General features: G+C 68.8%; 17 protein-coding genes. 9 read left to right on the forward strand and 8 right to left on the reverse strand.

From position 1 onward, the window contains the following. The first annotated feature begins 10 nt into the window (after positions 1 to 10). Together mgtA and ACVWZ7_RS14455 are read left to right on the forward strand one after the other, a co-directional pair. Entirely contained in the window at positions 11 to 2,740 is a 2,730-nt protein-coding gene (gene mgtA / locus ACVWZ7_RS14450; protein ID WP_456508283.1) for a magnesium-translocating P-type ATPase, read from the forward strand. A gap of 118 nt (positions 2,741 to 2,858) precedes the next feature. Continuing rightward, on the forward strand, positions 2,859 to 4,229 hold the full coding sequence (locus ACVWZ7_RS14455) for a phosphoribosyltransferase (RefSeq protein WP_116766178.1): 1,371 nt from the start codon (positions 2,859 to 2,861) through the stop codon (positions 4,227 to 4,229). A gap of 89 nt (positions 4,230 to 4,318) precedes the next feature. Here ACVWZ7_RS14455 and ACVWZ7_RS14460 read toward each other — a convergent pair whose 3' ends face one another. Beyond that, positions 4,319 to 5,128 carry an SRPBCC family protein gene (locus tag ACVWZ7_RS14460; protein WP_456508284.1) on the reverse strand — a complete coding sequence of 270 codons (810 nt, stop codon included), beginning with the start codon at positions 5,126 to 5,128 and terminating at the stop codon, positions 4,319 to 4,321. Beyond that, positions 5,125 to 5,595 carry a universal stress protein gene (locus tag ACVWZ7_RS14465; protein WP_456508285.1) on the reverse strand — a complete coding sequence of 157 codons (471 nt, stop codon included), beginning with the start codon at positions 5,593 to 5,595 and terminating at the stop codon, positions 5,125 to 5,127. Before ACVWZ7_RS14465 ends, ACVWZ7_RS14460 begins: the two co-directional genes overlap by 4 nt. A 174-nt stretch (positions 5,596 to 5,769) precedes the next feature. Here ACVWZ7_RS14465 and ACVWZ7_RS14470 point away from each other — a divergent pair, with 174 nt between their 5' ends. Together ACVWZ7_RS14470 and ACVWZ7_RS14475 are read left to right on the forward strand one after the other, a co-directional pair. Beyond that, a complete protein-coding gene (locus ACVWZ7_RS14470; RefSeq protein ID WP_344366704.1) occupies positions 5,770 to 6,642 on the forward strand; it encodes an NAD-dependent epimerase/dehydratase family protein in 873 nt (290 codons plus the stop codon). A gap of 53 nt (positions 6,643 to 6,695) precedes the next feature. After that, on the forward strand, positions 6,696 to 7,727 hold the full coding sequence (locus ACVWZ7_RS14475) for an aldo/keto reductase (RefSeq protein ID WP_456508286.1): 1,032 nt from the start codon (positions 6,696 to 6,698) through the stop codon (positions 7,725 to 7,727). Between the two features lie 87 nt (positions 7,728 to 7,814). Here the strand turns inward: ACVWZ7_RS14475 and ACVWZ7_RS14480 are convergent, their stop codons facing one another. Beyond that, positions 7,815 to 8,024: a hypothetical protein gene (locus ACVWZ7_RS14480; protein WP_091256002.1), complete on the reverse strand. Its 210-nt coding sequence runs from the start codon at positions 8,022 to 8,024 to the stop codon at positions 7,815 to 7,817. 344 nt (positions 8,025 to 8,368) lie between these two features. Between ACVWZ7_RS14480 and ACVWZ7_RS14485 the strand changes: the two genes are divergently transcribed. After that, complete coding sequence (locus tag ACVWZ7_RS14485) at positions 8,369 to 9,151, forward strand: phosphatase PAP2 family protein (protein WP_116766175.1); 783 nt, start codon at positions 8,369 to 8,371, stop codon at positions 9,149 to 9,151. 23 nt (positions 9,152 to 9,174) lie between these two features. On the opposite strand, the gene ACVWZ7_RS14490 is transcribed toward ACVWZ7_RS14485, so the two are convergent. Beyond that, positions 9,175 to 9,462 (reverse strand): MerR family transcriptional regulator, encoded by a 288-nt coding sequence (locus tag ACVWZ7_RS14490; protein ID WP_091256005.1) that lies wholly within the window; start codon positions 9,460 to 9,462, stop codon positions 9,175 to 9,177. Between the two features lie 138 nt (positions 9,463 to 9,600). Between ACVWZ7_RS14490 and ACVWZ7_RS14495 the strand changes: the two genes are divergently transcribed. The 3 genes from ACVWZ7_RS14495 (at position 9,601) to ACVWZ7_RS14505 (ending at position 10,960) form a co-directional block, all read left to right on the forward strand. Continuing rightward, positions 9,601 to 10,029: an Hsp20/alpha crystallin family protein gene (locus ACVWZ7_RS14495; RefSeq protein WP_272914140.1), complete on the forward strand. Its 429-nt coding sequence runs from the start codon at positions 9,601 to 9,603 to the stop codon at positions 10,027 to 10,029. A gap of 66 nt (positions 10,030 to 10,095) precedes the next feature. Continuing rightward, positions 10,096 to 10,503, forward strand: coding sequence for a J domain-containing protein (locus ACVWZ7_RS14500; RefSeq protein ID WP_456508287.1), 408 nt, complete (start codon positions 10,096 to 10,098; stop codon positions 10,501 to 10,503). Positions 10,504 to 10,570: 67 nt separating this feature from the next. Then, on the forward strand, positions 10,571 to 10,960 hold the full coding sequence (locus tag ACVWZ7_RS14505; protein WP_116766173.1) for a hypothetical protein: 390 nt from the start codon (positions 10,571 to 10,573) through the stop codon (positions 10,958 to 10,960). Positions 10,961 to 10,978: 18 nt separating this feature from the next. Here ACVWZ7_RS14505 and ACVWZ7_RS14510 read toward each other — a convergent pair whose 3' ends face one another. Next, a complete protein-coding gene (locus tag ACVWZ7_RS14510) occupies positions 10,979 to 11,554 on the reverse strand; it encodes a TspO/MBR family protein (RefSeq protein WP_456508288.1) in 576 nt (191 codons plus the stop codon). A 116-nt stretch (positions 11,555 to 11,670) separates the two neighbouring features. On the opposite strand from ACVWZ7_RS14510, the gene ACVWZ7_RS14515 reads away from it, so the two are divergent. Beyond that, positions 11,671 to 13,197, forward strand: a complete 1,527-nt coding sequence (locus ACVWZ7_RS14515; RefSeq protein WP_456508289.1) for a GH1 family beta-glucosidase — start codon at positions 11,671 to 11,673, stop codon at positions 13,195 to 13,197. Positions 13,198 to 13,233: 36 nt separating this feature from the next. Here the strand turns inward: ACVWZ7_RS14515 and ACVWZ7_RS14520 are convergent, their stop codons facing one another. From ACVWZ7_RS14520 to ACVWZ7_RS14530, 3 genes are all read right to left on the reverse strand, one after another. Continuing rightward, positions 13,234 to 14,301: an App1 family protein gene (locus ACVWZ7_RS14520; RefSeq protein ID WP_456508290.1), complete on the reverse strand. Its 1,068-nt coding sequence runs from the start codon at positions 14,299 to 14,301 to the stop codon at positions 13,234 to 13,236. Positions 14,302 to 14,406: 105 nt separating this feature from the next. After that, complete coding sequence (locus ACVWZ7_RS14525) at positions 14,407 to 15,165, reverse strand: DUF72 domain-containing protein (RefSeq protein ID WP_456508291.1); 759 nt, start codon at positions 15,163 to 15,165, stop codon at positions 14,407 to 14,409. Between the two features lie 50 nt (positions 15,166 to 15,215). Further along, positions 15,216 to 16,097 (reverse strand): aldo/keto reductase, encoded by an 882-nt coding sequence (locus ACVWZ7_RS14530; RefSeq protein ID WP_456508292.1) that lies wholly within the window; start codon positions 16,095 to 16,097, stop codon positions 15,216 to 15,218. Between the last annotated feature and the right edge of the window lie 114 nt (positions 16,098 to 16,211).

Below are 16,211 nucleotides of genomic sequence, written 5' to 3' on the forward strand. Positions count from 1 at the left end.
CGGATGCCGCATGCCAGAGCTCGACGTCAAGGAGTCGCACTCCCTTCCGCTGGCGATTTCCCGTGCCGCGGGCCAGCCCGTGGCTGCCGTGCTGGGAGAGCTGGGCTCGGATGAGACCGGGCTGACCGGCGCGGAGGCGGACAGGCGCCTCGCGGAGCTGGGGCCCAACGCGGTGCGGACCCACATGGCCAGCGGGTGGTCGGTGCTGGGCCGGCAGCTGGCCAGCCCCATCCTGATCCTGCTGCTCATCACCGCGGGGCTTTCGCTGTTCCTCGGGGACGCCACGAACGCGATCGTGATCGGCGTGATCCTGCTGGTTAGCGTCGGGCTCGGATTTAGTAACGAATTCCGGGCCGAACGCGCTGCGGAGGCCTTGCATTCGCGCGTCACGCACCGCGCCGTCGTCGTCCGCGACGGGACCGCCCGAGAGGTCGAGGTCACCGCCTTGGTGCCCGGCGACGTCGTCCATCTGGGGATCGGCGCGATCATTCCGGCTGACATGCGGGTGCTGACCGCGAAAGACCTGCTGTGCGATGAAAGCATCCTGACCGGCGAATCGCTGCCGGTCGGCAAGGACCCCGCCCCGGTCACCGGCGCAGTGGCGCTGGGTGACCTGACGTCGTGCCTGTTCATGGGGACCGTGATCCAGTCCGGCTCCTGCACCGGGGTGGTGGTCGCCACCGGGGGCCGGGCAGAGTTCGGCCGGATCGCACTGGGACTGGGCGAACGGCAGCCCCAGACCGAGTTCCAGCTGGGCCTCAAACGCTTCTCCTTCCTGCTGCTGCAGGTGGCCATCGGGCTGACCTCGCTGATCTTTGTCGCGAACCTGCTCCTGCACCGCCCGGTGATCGAATCGCTGCTGTTCTCGCTGGCGATCGCGGTCGGCATCACCCCGCAGCTGCTGCCGGCCGTGGTCAGCACCAGCCTGGCCACCGGTACCCGGCAACTGGCCCGGCGGAAGGTGCTGGTGAAGCGGCTGGTCTGCATCGAGGACCTCGGCGACATGGACATCCTGGTCACGGATAAGACCGGGACTCTGACAGAGGGCCGGATCAGCTTCACGGCCGCGCTGCCCGCCCGCCCGGACATCGCCCCCGCTGACCTGCTAACGCTGGGGCTTCTGGCGACCGAAGCCGACTACGCAGAATCCCAGACCTCCCCGGTGGGCCTGAACTCGCTGGACGCCGCCCTATGGGCGTCACCGGAGGCCGCGGCGTTCCAGCCGGCCCGCTACAAACGCCTGGACGTGATTGACTTCGACCACTTGAGGCGCCGGACCAGCGTGCTGGTCAGCGACGACGGCGGCCCCGCCCGCCTCATCACCAAGGGCTCGCCGGAGGACGTCCTCGCATTGTGCGCGGACACCCCGGCGGACGTACAGGCGTTGCTGAATGAGCAGTTCGACGCCGGATCCCGGGTGGTGGCCGTCGCGAGCCGCCCCGCGGACGGGCTGGAGGATCTGACCCCGGCCGACGAGAAGGACCTGGTCCTGGCCGGGTTCCTCATCTTCCTGGACCGGCCCAAAGCCAACGCCCGGGCTTCCCTCGACCAGCTCGAGGCGCTGGGCATCTCGGTCAAGATCGCCACCGGTGACAACGCCAGGGTCGCCGAAAAGGTCTGCGATGAACTCGGCGTCCTCTCGGGGGGAACGCTCAGCGGTCCCGCGGTGGAGGCCATGACCGACGACGAGCTGGCCGCCGCCGCGCGCGAGGCGAGCATCTTCGCCCGGGTTTCGCCCGAGCAGAAGGCCCGGATCATCCGGCTGCTGCGCAAGAGCGGCGGCGCCGTGGGGTTCATGGGCGACGGCGTCAACGACGCCCTGGCGCTGCACGCCGCGGACATCGGTATTTCCGTCGACAGCGCCACGGACGTGGCCAAGGACGCCGCCGACGTCGTGCTGCTCGACAAGGACCTGGGGGTCCTGGCCGAAGGCGTCATGGAAGGCCGGAGGATCTTCGCCAACACCATCAAGTACGTCCTGATGGGCACCTCCAGCAACTTCGGCAACATGTTCAGCGCGGCCACGGCCTCGGTGCTTCTGAGCTTCCTGCCCATGCTGCCCGGCCAGATCCTGCTGAACAACCTGCTTTACGACGCCGGCCAGCTGGCCATCCCGGGCGACCGGGTGGACAAGGAACAGCTGCTGGCCCCATCGCACTGGGACATCGGCTTCATCCGGCGCTTCATGTTCTTGTTCGGCCCCATCAGCTCCATCTTCGACTTCGCGACGTTCGCGCTGATGCTCTTCGTCTTCGACGCGGTTCCCGGCGAATTCCGCGCCGGATGGTTCATCGAATCCATCGTCACGCAGACGCTGATCATCTTCGTCATCCGGACCCGGCGCGTACCCTTCTTCCGGAGCCGGCCGTCGGTGGGCCTGGTGAGCGCGTCCCTGGGCGTGGTGGCCCTCGGAGTGTACCTCCCGTTCTCGCCGTTGGCCGGGGTGCTGGGCTTCGATCCGCTGCCGACGCCGTTCTTCCTCGCCTTGCTCGGGATGGGCGCGGTGTACCTCGTTCTGGTTGAACTGGCCAAAGTCTGGTTCTACGCCCGGGCCGCGCAGCAGCCCCTCCCGCCCCGTCCCGTCCGGCTCCGCGGCCGGACGCACCGCATCGCCCGCCGGGCCGCACGCTTCAGCATCCCGGCGGCCCGCCCGCTGCTCGTCAACCGTGGCCCGGGCTGGCGCCGCCGGCGCAAAATCGGGCACAAAGGCCCTCACCGGGTGACAGCCCCGGGCGGATAGTTGGAGGGAGCGGCCACCTGGCCCATTTCCGGCTCGCCGGGCCCGCAGGGACACCAGTTTCAGCGGTCCAGGACTGATGGGGCCGATGGCCGACATTTCGACTGGAAAGCCATAACCCATGAGCATTTTTCAAGACAGGGTCGACGCCGGGAGGCAGCTCGGCCGGCGTCTGGCGGAACTGCGTGGCCAGGACATTGTGGTCCTGGGACTACCCCGCGGCGGCGTCCCCGTCGCCTTCGAGGTTGCCGCCGCATTGGACGCCCCCCTGGACGTGATCGTGGTGCGAAAGCTCGGACTTCCATACCAGCCGGAGCTCGCCATGGGCGCGATCGGTGAAGGCGGAGCCAAGGTCCTGGACGAGCAGGTCCTGGCCCATGCGCGGGTCAGCGCCCACGAACTCCAGGCAGTTGAAGACCGCGAGCGCGCCGTGCTGGAAAACCGGGTGGTCCTGTTCCGGAAGGGCCGCACCCGGCAGGACCTGACCGGACGCATCGCGGTGATCGTCGACGACGGGATCGCCACCGGCTCCACCGCCCGTGTGGCCTGCCGGATCGCCCGCAAACAGGGGGCAGCACGGGTGATCCTTGCCGTTCCGGTTGCCCCGGCGGATACCCTAGCCAGCCTCACCGAGCCGGATGAAGTGGTCTGCCTGGCAACGCCGCGCCAGTTCACCGCGGTCGGCTACCACTACCGGGACTTCTCTCCCACCGACGACGACGAGGTGGTGCGCCTGCTCGATCTTGCGGCCAAACGCCTGGAATCTGCGCCGCCGCCGTCCCGTGCTCCGTACTTCACCCACGCGGGCAGCGCCGCCGACGTCGAAGAGGAAGTGGAGATTCCGTCCCGCGGGGTGCGGCTTCAGGCCCAGCTCCACCTTCCGGTGCCGGCCCGGGCCGTGGTGCTGTTCGCCCATGGCAGCGGCAGCAGCCGCCACAGCCCCCGGAACCGTTACGTGGCCGGGGTCCTGCAGCAGGCCGGGCTCGGGACACTGCTGCTGGACCTGCTGACGCCCGCGGAGGAGCGCAACCGCGCCAACGTCTTTGACATCGAACTCCTGGCCCGCAGGCTCTCCTCGGCAACCGACTGGCTTGCCACCCGGGCGGACACGGCCTCCTGCGCCGTGGGTTACTTCGGTGCCAGCACGGGCGCCGGGGCCGCGCTGTGGGCGGCGTCGGAGCCCTCGGCACGGATCGCGGCTGTTGTGTCGCGCGGCGGCCGGCCCGACCTCGCCGGCCCGCGGCTCTCCGCGGTGACTGCGCCGACGCTCCTGATTGTGGGGAGCCTGGACCATGAGGTCCTGGAGCTCAACCGCAAGGCCAAGGCCATGATGCGGTGCCCCAACCAGCTCGCCGTCGTGCAGGGGGCGACGCACTTGTTTGAAGAACCGGGCACGCTGGCCGCGGCGGCCATCCTGGCCCGGGACTGGTTTGTCGACTACTTGCTGGCCCCGGACGGTACCGGACCGCGTGACGGCGCCGCGGGCGTTTGATGAACACGGGCGTTTGATGAACACAGATGCTTGAAGAACACGGGCGTTTGATGAACACAGATGCTTGAAGAACACAGCCGCTTGGAGAATCAGGCGCCGCGCGCCTTGCCGTGACCCCCGCCGCGGGCCTTTGCCTGGCTCTTGGCCCGGCTTTCGGCCCTGGCACGGATGCCGAGGAGCATCCGCCGCTCCATGACGAACTGCACCGGCTCCAGCAACGGGCGGAGCACCAGTCCCGCGGCCAGGGGCGAATAGTCGTACCGGGTGCGGGACACGAGACGGCTGGCATGGGGGCCCGCAGGACGCAGCACGAACGTCCACCCCGCCTCCAGCCAGGGCCCGTCGGGAGGAGGACCGGCCGGTGACACCCGCCCGGTCCGCAGATCGATGGTTCCGCCAAGGCCCAGCACTGCCCGGGACTGGAGAAGCCTGACCGGCAGGCCGCCGTCGCGGGAAAGCGGAACGATGTCACCGATCTCCAGATGCTGCAGTTCCGGCAGAATCCTGTCCGCGCTTTGGATGCCCAGGCCCGCGGCGTTCTCGAGCCAGTCGTAGGAGTACATGCCGCCGCGGCCGGCGCCCAACTGGACAAGCCACGGCCAGACGTCTGATACCGGGGCCGCGATGGTGACGGCCCGGGTGCTTTGCATGCGCGGCGCGGGCACAATCTCGTCCCCGGGCAGCGGCCCGGCGGCCTCCTGGGTGGTGGCTCCCCAGCGCAGGAGCCTCGGCCGGACGGCCAGGACGTACGCGGCACCCGCCGCCGCCGCCGCAAGCGCCGCGAGCGGTCCGCGGATCCGGGCCGGAAGGTGCGGGCCGCTCAGGCGAGGGACCTCAGCCGGCGCTGCGGCAGCACGGGCGGTCCTGCGGGGTGCCGGTGCGGGGCCGGCGCGGTTCATCCCGTGGTCCGGTCCCTCAGGTCGTCCGCGCTCTGGCCGACCACCAGCACCGGGCAATGGGCATGGGCCACGCAGGCCCCGCTCACCGAGCCCATGACCTGATGGAGGAAGCCGCCCTTCCCGCGCCTGCCCACCACGAGCAGCTGGGCGTTCTTGCTCTCGTCGATGAGGGCCTTGGCCGGCGCCCCGAACTTGACCGAGCGCGTGAGTCCTTCCGGGCGGGAGTCCCCGAAGGCCCGTTCCAGCGCCTGGTCCACGAGGCGTTTGGCGGTCTCTTCCAGCTGCGCGGTGGTGGGCGTGCTCTCCTCCGGCAGGTGGGACGCCAGGAAGAAGTCGGAGGTGCCCAGGCACGTGATGACCTCCAACGGGACGTTCAGACTCGTGGACATGCGCCCGGAGAGGCGGAGCGCCGTCGTCGAAAACTCGGATCCGTCCACGCCCACGACAATGCGCTGATCACCGTTCATGGCCCCCAGCCTGCCCCCTGCCTCCGGGACTGCCTAGGGCCGAAAGTCACGCGGGGCTGGGCAGAGCACCCGGCTCCCCTTAGGGTGGAACGGTGACTGCCGGCGCCGGACCTGGGGCCGGAGCCCGTGCCGGACCAAGACGGTCTGCAGATCCTGCCACCCGAGGAGTTCCTGATGAGAGTTGCTGTTACCGGAGGAAGCGGAAAGCTGGGACGGAGCGTCGTCCGGCGGCTGAGTGAGGACGGCCACGATGTGACCAACCTGGACCGGACGGGCGCGCGCAGCCCCGGGTTCACGGAGGTGGACCTGCGCAACTACGGCCAGGTGGTGGACGTGTTCCTGGGCCTGGAAGACCGCCACAACGGCTTTGACGCCGTGGTGCATCTGGCCGCGATTCCCGCCCCGGGGCATGCCCCCGATGCCGCCACGTTCGAGAACAACATGCAGTCCACCTACAACGTGTTCCAGGCCGCCCGCCGTGCCGGGATCAAGAAAATTGTCTACGCCTCCAGCGAGACGGTCCTGGGGCTGCCGTTCGACGTCGACCCTCCTTACATCCCGGTGGACGAGGACTACCCGGCCCGGCCGGAAAGCACCTACTCCCTGGTCAAGCACCTCGAGGAGCAGATGGCCATCCAGCTGACCCGCTGGGACCCGGAACTGAGCATCACGGGCCTGCGGTTCTCCAATGTGATGGACCCGGAGGACTACGAGGAGTTCCCCTCCTTTGACCACGACGCAACCCTGCGCAAATGGAACCTCTGGGGCTACATCGACGGCCGCGACGGCGCCCAGGCCGTGGCCCGCGCCCTGGCCCACGGCAAGCCCGGCTTCGAGGCCTTCATCATCGCCAACGAAGACACCGTGATGAGCCGTTCCAGCGCCAGCCTGGCCGCCGAGGTCTTCCCCGACGTCAAAGTGGTCAAGGAGCTTGGCGAGCACGAAACCATGCTCTCGATCGACAAAGCCAAACGCCTCCTCGGCTACGCGCCCGAGCACACCTGGCGGACCTACCACTCGAACCGGACCACCCCGACCGAAGACTGAAACACCCGCGGCTGACGAAACCGGGACCAATCCACCCACCACTGAGGAGTTCCATGCACTACCGCACCCTGGGCAACAGCGGCGCCGTTGTCTCCACCTATGCGCTGGGCACCATGACCTTTGGCGCCGAAGCCACCGAGGAGCAGTCCCGCGCCATCCTGGATGACTACTTCGCGGCGGGCGGCAACTTCATCGACACCGCGGACGTTTATAGCTCGGGGGTGTCGGAGGAAATCATCGGCCGCTGGCTGGCCGACCGGGCAGACGCCCGGGACAGGGCCGTAGTGGCCACGAAAGGCCGCTTCCCGATGGGCCAGGCCCCCAACGACGTCGGGACCTCCCGCCGCCACCTGGTCCGGGCGCTGGATGACTCGCTGCGCCGGCTGGGCGTGGAGCAGATCGACCTCTATCAGCTGCATGCGTGGGACCCGATCACTCCCCTGGAAGAGACACTCCGGTTCCTGCACGACGCCGTCACCAGCGGCAAGATCGCGTACTACGGCTTCTCCAATTTCCTGGGCTGGCAGCTGACCAAGGCGGTCCACGTAGCGAAAGCCCAGGGCTGGAGTGCCCCCGTGACGCTGCAGCCGCAGTACAGCCTGCTGGTCCGCGAGATCGAATCGGAAATCGTTCCGGCCTCGCTCGACGCCGGGATCGGGCTGCTGCCGTGGTCGCCTTTAGGCGGCGGCTGGCTGTCCGGCAAATACAAGCGCGACCAGCCGCCCGCCGGGGCCACCCGCCTCGGCGAAAATCCGAAACGGGGGATGGAAGCGTGGGAGGCCCGCAACGCCGACCCGCGCACCTGGGACGTGATTGCCGAAGTCGAGGAAACCGCCGGCCGGCATGGCGTGAGCCCGTCCCAGGTGGCACTGGCCTGGCTGGCGGACCGGCCGGCCGTCACCTCGGTGATCCTGGGCGCCCGGACCGTCGAGCAGCTCGCGGACAACCTGGCGGCGGCGGACCTCCGGCTCACCGCGGGGGAAACTGAGCGGCTGACCGAGGTCAGCCGCCCGCGCGTCGGCGTCTATCCGTACGGGCCGATGGCCCAGGAGCAGCGCAGCCGGAAGCTCGAGGGCGGTCGCTAAAGAACAAACGCGGGGTCATTTCCCGCCCGTCCAGCAGTGGACAGGCGGGAAATGACCCCGCGTTGTGGTGTTCCGGTGAAATCCGGCTCAGTGAACGAGCTCGCGGGTCATGCCGAAGGGCACCTGGTCGGACAGAGCCGCCGTGTAGTGGCCCGGCCTGTGCCGCGTCAGCAGGATGCCGTGGGTTCCGGCGGTCATCGCGAGCCGCTGAAGGCCGAGGACGGCGTCGTTGAGGCGGTCATCGAGGACTTTGCGGCTGTCGACCTGGATCTCAATGGTCGGGGTAACTTGGGTCATAGCACAGTCTTTCTTGGAGTTCTTTTCTTGGCCCCAATTGAATGGACAATAACGTCATATTTATAGGGGCGTCAAGTCGCCGGACGGCCGCTTCCGGCCCTCAAAATGCGGTCCGGGCGAGTGTCGCGGCGTGGACCTGCGGATCCTTTTCAACCCGGGACCTTCGGCACTGGACAGATTCCGCGCGAGGCGAACGGGCCAGATGGCTGCCGGAGCGCCTGCCCGGGCCCCCGAGGGGACGGCCGTCAGGGCCCCGCCCGCGTACTCTGCGTATCGAATGCCGGACAACCGGGATAATCTTCTGCAGAGAATGTCCACAAACGGCGCAAAGGCGGCACGGCACCATGGCAGAAGCACAATCGGATAAGTCGCAGGGCCGGTGGCGGACCTTCCACGAGAAGTTCGTCGTCGAGGAACGGTTCATGAGCGTGTCGGCGCGCCGGAATCTCTACCGCACGGCCGTCGGGCTGATGATCCTCGGCGTCGTCCTGTTCGTCGTGATCCTGACAGGTGTCCTGCAGCACGGCGGCATCTCGGCGGCCGACGAGCCCGTGCGGTCCTGGCTCGTGACCCTGCGCGGTGAACCCGCCACCACCATCATGATCATCCTGGCGATCGTGTTCGGCCCCATCGGCCTGCCGATCATCGTCCTGATCGTCACCGTGGCCTGGGGATTGGCCGCCAAGCATGCATGGCGGCCCATGCTCCTGGCCGGCGCTATGCTGACTGGCGTGATCCTGGCGCAGGTCATTGGCCGGATCGTGGAGCGCCACCGCCCTCCCGTGGACCTGATGCTCTTCGGCGCCGACACCACCTTTTCCTTTCCGTCCGGCCATGTCCTGGGCGCGTGCGATTTTCTGCTGGTGACCACGTACCTGGTCTTTTCGCGCCGGAAGAACCCGCGGTCGGCCATCATCGCCTTCATCGTGGCGGGGATCGGGATCTTCTTCGCGGCAGTCAGCCGCCTCTACCTCGGCTACCACTGGATGACCGATGCCCTGGGCGCCTTCTCGATCTCGCTCGTGGTGCTGGGCGGGGTCATTGCGCTGGATACCTGGCGGACGGCCCGGATTCCGGGGGAGCGGATCACCGGAACGCTGTCCACCGCCGACGCCGGCACCGACTAAGCCCGGGCACGGACTAAGCCCCGTCAGCGGCTGCGCGCCCGTTTGAGTTCGGCGCGCAGCCGCGCATTGGCGGCCTCGAGTTCCATCACCTTGGCCACCCCGGCCAGGTTCAGGCCTTCTTCCAGGAGTTCGCCGATCCGCCGCAGCACCGCGAGGTCAGCATCGCTGTACTGCCGTGTGCCGCCTGCGGTGCGGTCCGGGGTGAGCAGTCCCCGCCGCTCATAGAGCCGGATGTTCTGCTGTCCCGTGCCCACCAGGTGTGCCACCACCGAGATGGCGTAAAGACCTGCCTCCGACCCGCTCTCCGCCATGGTTTTCCTCCCTTTGCTGCGATTTCCCCCTTGCAGCAGTGTGTCACCGGTGCTATAAAAAATCTATACCCCTCACCATAGAAAAACGGTGACGGTTGATGGAGAAAATGGAGCCAATTCGCGCTGAAGGAGTGGGAAATGATGCTAATTCGGACGGACCCGTTCCGTGACTTTGACCGGTTCGCCCAGCAGGTCTTCGGAACGACGGCGCGCCCCGCCGCCATGCCCATGGACGCGTGGCAGGAGGACGGCGAATTCGTCGTCGCCTTTGACCTCCCGGGCGTCAACGTCGACTCGATCGGGCTCGATATTGAACGCAACGTCCTGACGGTCCGGGCGGAACGGCGGGACCCCGTGCAGCCCAATGTGGAACTGACGGTCTCCGAGCGCCCCCGCGGTGTTTTCAGCCGCCAACTGATCCTGGGCGAGACCCTGGACACCGAGAACGTCAAGGCCCATTACGCGGACGGTGTCCTGACCCTCCGCGTCCCCGTGAAGGAACAGGCCAAGCCGCGGAAGATTGAAATCACCCATTCGCAGGACAACCTGCAGGAGATCGGCAAGTAGTCCCGGGAGCCTGCGCCGGGCACCAGGCCCGGCGCAGGCTCCGGCTTCACACGGCGGAGCCCGACAATGCCCTCGAACAACCCCGACCCCCGCGGCTACTACGCACTCCTGCACGTGTCTCCGGACGCGAGCCGGGAGGAGATCGGCCGCGCCTTTCGGGCGCTGATGCGCCTGCACCATCCCGACGCCGGAAGCTCCGGGGCCGGTCGCGGTACCGGCGATTCCGGTGCCGGCGAGGTGAGCGCGATCCTGGACGCCTTCGCCGTGCTGCGGGACCCGAGGATGCGGGCGGACTACGACGCCGGCGGGCGCCGGGCGGCCGGCCCGGCCGGCACGTCGACGAGCGGGGCCGGACACGGCGGCCGTGACATCCCGGTGCGCATCATCCGGCGCCGGGAACCGCTTCTGCGGGTGTTCCCCGTCCGCTGGGAACCAGAGCACCGCCGGGAGCAGCCCCCACGCAGAGGTCACTGAGCAGGGGTTACTGGCCCTGGCCGCCGACCCCAATCACCAGCAACTCCCACGGAGGAGGAGAACGTCCATGAGCGCATGGCGCCGCTACGATTCACACCTGATGCCGGTGTTCCACGAACGCTTCGAGAAGCGCTGGGGCCAAGGCACGGCACCGTTCCTGGATCCGGAGGCGCACGAGGCCCCGCTGCCCCGGGCCCAATGGATCAACGTCGATACCGGCGCGGCGCTGGCCGTGGTTCCGGTCTGGACCGCCGAGGACAACCAGCACCGTTCCTTTGGCGTGTTCTACCTGCCGCCCGCGGGTGATATCTGGGTGCTGAGGCCCGGCTTCACCGAGTACCTGGAACCTTCGGCGGACGAGGCTGAGCAGCTCGTGGGCCTGCGGAACGACGCTTTCCGTAAGGCGGTGGCTCACGCCAAGGACTTCCTCTTCGGGCCGGAGACGTCGGTTTTCTGAGCCGCCAGGGGGCCGGGCTCAGTTGTTGGCGGCCGCGTAGACGTTGAGGCTGCAGGAGAACACGATCCACGAGACGTAGGGCAGCATGAGCAGGCCTGCCGCCCGGCTAGCGACGCCGAACAGGACGGTGGTTGCCGAAGCGGCCACGGCGTGCGCCACGATGACCAGAAGGGCAAGCCAGAGGGCTGCCGTGCCGATCATCGGATACATGCCGAAGAACAGCGGCGCCCAGGCCACGTTCAGGAGCAGGAGGATGCCGTAGACCGTCATGGCGCCGTTGTGCTGCCCGGCGTCCGGCGCGGATTTCACCCCGGCGCCCCTTCCGGAGCGCTGCCGCCATACCAGCCATGCAGCCACGGCCATGGTCGTGTAAAGCATCATCCAGACCGATCCGAAGGCCCAGCCCGGCGGAGTCCACGGAGCCTTGTCCGCCGCCGCATACCAGCCGCCGGCGTTGCTGATGATGACCTGCGAGGCCAGGTAGGCCACCGCGTGGGAAACCGCGAGGAAACCGACGAGAACCGCTCCCTGCCGGCGCGGCCCGGGCCGTGCCGACGGCCGGCGGTCGACGGCGTGTTCAATTTTCACTTGCACGGATCAACACTGGCCAATGCCCCGGCGTCCGTCAAACCGGCGAGGTCGTGGCGCCCGCTCCGGGGTGAGGCCTAAGATCAGTCAACCACCACCGAAACTACATAGGGGTCCTGTCGATGAACGCTTCCGCCAAGGAGTTGGCCGCCCTTCTTCCGCCCGGCTTTACCTTGGGCGTGGCGACGTCCGCCTTCCAGATCGAGGGCGCGCTCGATGAGGACGGCCGCGGCCCGTCCGGGTGGGACGTCTTCGCCGCGAAGCCCGGAGCGATCGTGGAGGACCAGAGCCCCGCGGTCTCCTGCGACCACTACCACCGGATGCCCGAGGACGTGGCCCTCATGAAGGACCTCGGGATCGATTCCTACCGGTTCTCGCTGTCCTGGCCGCGGATCCAGCCCGGCGGCAGCGGACCGGTGAACCCGGCCGGGCTGGGTTTCTATGACCGGCTGATCGACCTGTTGCTTGAGAACGGGATTTCCCCCATGGCCACCGTCTACCATTGGGACACCCCGCTGCCGCTGGAGGAGGCCGGCGGCTGGATGAACCGGGACACGGCGTACCGGCTGGGCGAGTTCGCCGCCATCGCCGCGGCTGCCTTCGGGGACCGCGTGGACCGCTGGGTGACGGTCAACGAGCCCGCGACCGTCACCACCAACGGCTACGCCCTGGGCATGCACGCGCCCGGCGAAGCTCTCATGCTGAAGGCGCTGCCCAGCGTGCATCACCAGCTGCTGGGCCACGGCCTGGCGCTCCAGGCGCTGCGTGCCGCCAACGTACGGGGCGAAATCGGCATGACCAACGTCTACTCGCCGATGGTCCCGGCCAGCGCCAACCCGCTGGACAAGCTCAGCGCCGGACTCATGGACGTGGCACAGAACCGGCTCTACGCGGATCCCGTGCTGCTTGGCAAGTACCCCGACGTCATCCGCGCAGCCACGTTCTTCTCCTCCTCCTTCAGCCCCTCCAGCGAGGACATGGAACTGATCTCCCAGCCCCTGGATTTCTACGGCCTGAACTACTACATGCCCACCCGCGTCGCGTCAGGTCCGGGAGAGGGGGCCGTGCCGCCGGGCATGGCGGAGGCGATGGGGGACGACCTCAGCGGGACGCCCGGGGCGCCGTTCCACATAGCGTCGTTCCCGGACACGGAGCACACGGCCTACGGCTGGCCGGTCAAGCCCGACTACATGGCCGTCGCCCTGGCCGAGATGGCCGAGCGCTACCCGGACCTGCCGCCGGTCTACATCACCGAGGGCGGGGCGAGCTTCGAGGACGTCGTGGTCCGGGACGCCGCGGCGGACCGGCGGATCATTCCGGATGAGCGCCGCTTACGGTATCTGGCCGACCATATCGGCACGGCTCTGGAAGCCACGCGCCCCGGCGGTGCCGCCGAGTCCGTGGACCTTCGCGGCTACTATGTCTGGTCCCTCATGGACAACTTCGAGTGGTCCGCCGGGTACAAGCAGCCATTCGGCCTGGTCCACGTCGATTTCGACACCCAGGTCCGCACGCCGAAGGCCTCGTACTACTGGCTGCAGGAGGTGATCGCGGCCCGCCGCGCGGCGTCCGCCGCGCATGTGCCCGGGGCCGCCGTCGGACAGCAGGAGCCAGACGCCGACGCCGAACCGCCCCGCCCGGCGGGCTGAGGCCCTTACCCGGATCAACGTCAGCGCAGACCTAGCTCAGAGCAGGTCCAGGTCCTGCAGGCCCTTGGCGAGTCCGGCGCCATCGGGAGAGTAGATCCAGGGAACGGAGGATCCCGAGTGGTCGCCGGAATCGGAGTGGCCGCCGGCCAAGACGGCCTCGCTGGCCGAAAGCTGCCGGATCCCGATCGCGGCCACCCGGTCCGGGTGCTCCTGGGCGAAGCCGGAGTAGATTTCTTCATCGTGCTGGCCGTTGTCGCCGAACAGCAGCCAGCGCATGTTCGGGAACTCCTGGGCCAGGAGTTCAAGGTTCCGCCGCTTGTGTTCCTGGCCGCTGCGGAACCAGCGGTCGTGGGTCAGGCCCCAGTCGGTGAGCAGCAGGGCGCCCGAGGGATAGAGGTTCCGGGCGATGAAGCGGGCCAGGGTGGGCGCCGCGTTCCACGGCCCGGTGGACAGGTACAGCACCGGGGCCTCGGGGTGCTCGACCTTGAGCCGGTCCATCAGAACAGCCATGCCTGGCGTCGCCATCCGGGCGCGTTCGTTCAGGACGAAGGTATTCCACAGCGCCAGGAAAGGCCGCGGGAGCGCCGTGACCATGATCGTGTCGTCAATGTCCGAGACAATGCCCAGCCTGGTGTCGGCTGAGATCACGAAAATCCTGGCCTCGACCGGTTCCGTTCCCTCGGCCCGCAGCGTGGCCGTATGCCAGCCCGGGGTCAACGCCACGGGAACCACGGTGTCGACCAGGCCGCCGCGGTCCGCATGGACGCGGGTAGTGACGCCGCCGAGCCGGATCTCCACCTCGGTGAACTGGACGGGGACGCTTGTGAAGGCGCGCCAGCCACGGAAGTTCTGGTTGCCGTTCTGGACAAGTCGCTCTGCCTTGCTGCCTGGCACGGGCTTGCTGGTGAGGACCACCCGGCCCAGGACCCGGACCCACTCGGTCGAGCCGTAGCCCTGATAGGCGACGGTCTGCGGGATGAACTTCCAGCGTCGGGCCGTCTTGAGGCGCAGCCCATTGACGGTGTCCGACACCCAGTGGGCGAGCCGAAAGGCCCTGGTGCCGGACACGGGCTGCTGATGCGCTGGTTGTGACGCCAATTCCATGCCCCCACTCTCCCACAGCGCCGGACTCCCGCCGTGCGTGTGACTAGCCCGAGGCCGCAGTGCCGCGACGGCGGTCCGGGAACCGGACGCCCCGCGACGCACGGCCTACCAGGGAAGCGACTCGCCCAGCAGCCGGCGCAGTGCGGCGGCGTTGCGCACGGCGTTGCCGCCGCCGTCGTTGTTGAAATAGGCGAAGACGTCCTTGCCGTCCGCCCGCCATTCGCCAATGCGCGCAGCCCACCACTGCAGGTCCTCGTCCGGGTATGAACCGGCGTAGAGCGCATCGCGATCCGGGCCGTGGAGCCGGATGTAGACGAGCGGGGCCGTCGCGCGCAGGACGCACGGGAGCCCGGCACCGCTCATGATGCAGTACGCCGCGCCGTGCCGCTCCAGCAGGGCATACACGCCGGGGTCGTCCCAGCTTGGGTGGCGGAACTCCACGCTGACGCGGATCCACTCGGGCAGCGCGGCGAGAAAATAGTCCAGCCGGGCGTCGTCCCGCCCGAAGTCCGGCGGCAGCTGGACGAGCAGGACGGCCCGCTTGTCGCCGAGCTCGTGCCAGCACCGGGTGATGCGCTCCACCCACGCCTCCGGGGCGTAGAGCTTCTTGCCGTGGGTCAGGCCGCGCGGAGCTTTGACGGACATGGCGAAGCCATCGGGCAGGCGGCGCCGCCAGCCGGCGAACGCGTCCTCCCTGGGCCAGCGGTAGAAGCTGGCGTTCAGTTCCACGGTGTCGAAGCGGGCCGCGTAGTGCGCCAGCCTGTCCCGGGCCGGCAGGCCCGGCGGGTAGAGGACCCCCTCCCAATGGTCATAGCTCCAGCCTGACGTCCCGATCCGCACAGTGCCCGTGCGGTCAGTATTCATGTGCTCTGCCATGCCGGTCCGTGCCCCTCCGCTTCAGTCCCCCGGCCCGCCTAGACCTCTCCGGCCCAGTCGCCGGCATGCGTGGCGAACGCCGCCTCCCAGCGCTGCCGCTCGGCGTCGGGCAGCGGCCCGCGCACGACGGCGGCTGCCGCAGCGTCCAGATTGGCCGGCTGCGAAGTTCCGACGATCGCCGTGGAGACGCCGGGGCTGAACGCCGAGAACCGCAGTGCCGTGCCCTGCCAGTCATCGGCCTCCGGCTTCAGGTCCATCTCACGAAGCCGGTCCCAGTACGTCTCGCCGTACACGCCGGTGGGGCGGTCCGTGTGCCGCCACGGCGCGTTGGCCAGGGGGCGTTTGGCAACCACTCCCAGTCCGCTCCGCGCCGCGCCGGGCAGCACCTCGCGGAGGGAACGCTGGTCTGCCAGGTTCACGGACGACTGTACGGCGCCGAAGACGCCGGCCGAGGCGGCCCAGGCGAGGGCCTCGTCCTCGCCGCTGTACCCCGGCACCCGGACCTTGCCCGCGTCCACGCAGGCAAGCAGCGCCTGCACGGCATCGCCCCGCCCCAGCACCTCGAGGGGGCAGGAATGCAGGAAGACGACGTCGATCGTGTCAGTGCCGAGCGTCGCCAGCGCCTCGTCGACGCCGCGGGTCACCGCGGTGGCGCTCCAGTCCGTGGCGCCCTCGACGCCGTAGCCCACCTTTGTAGACAGGACGACGTCGTTGCGGTGCGCCGGGAGCCAGGAGCCGATGCGTTCCTCGGACAACCCGTAGCCCCGGGCCGTGTCGATGAAGTTGATGCCCAGCTCCAGCGCCCGGTCCAGGAGCGCATGGGCCTGGCGTTCTGTCACGTCGCCGTAGCCGATGTGCCCGGCGCCGAAGCCCAGGGCGGAGACCTGCAGTGACGATGATCCGAAGTTCCGTTTCAGCATGGATGGATCCTAGTCCAGCGGGCCCGGCCGTCCGCAAACCGGGAAGGCCCTGCGCCGCGCGCCGTCAGCAGCGCACGCGGCGCCGGTGCGCACCGGTGCGCACCGCCGTCGTGC

The sequence above is a fragment of the Arthrobacter sp. TE12232 genome, from assembly GCF_054062615.1.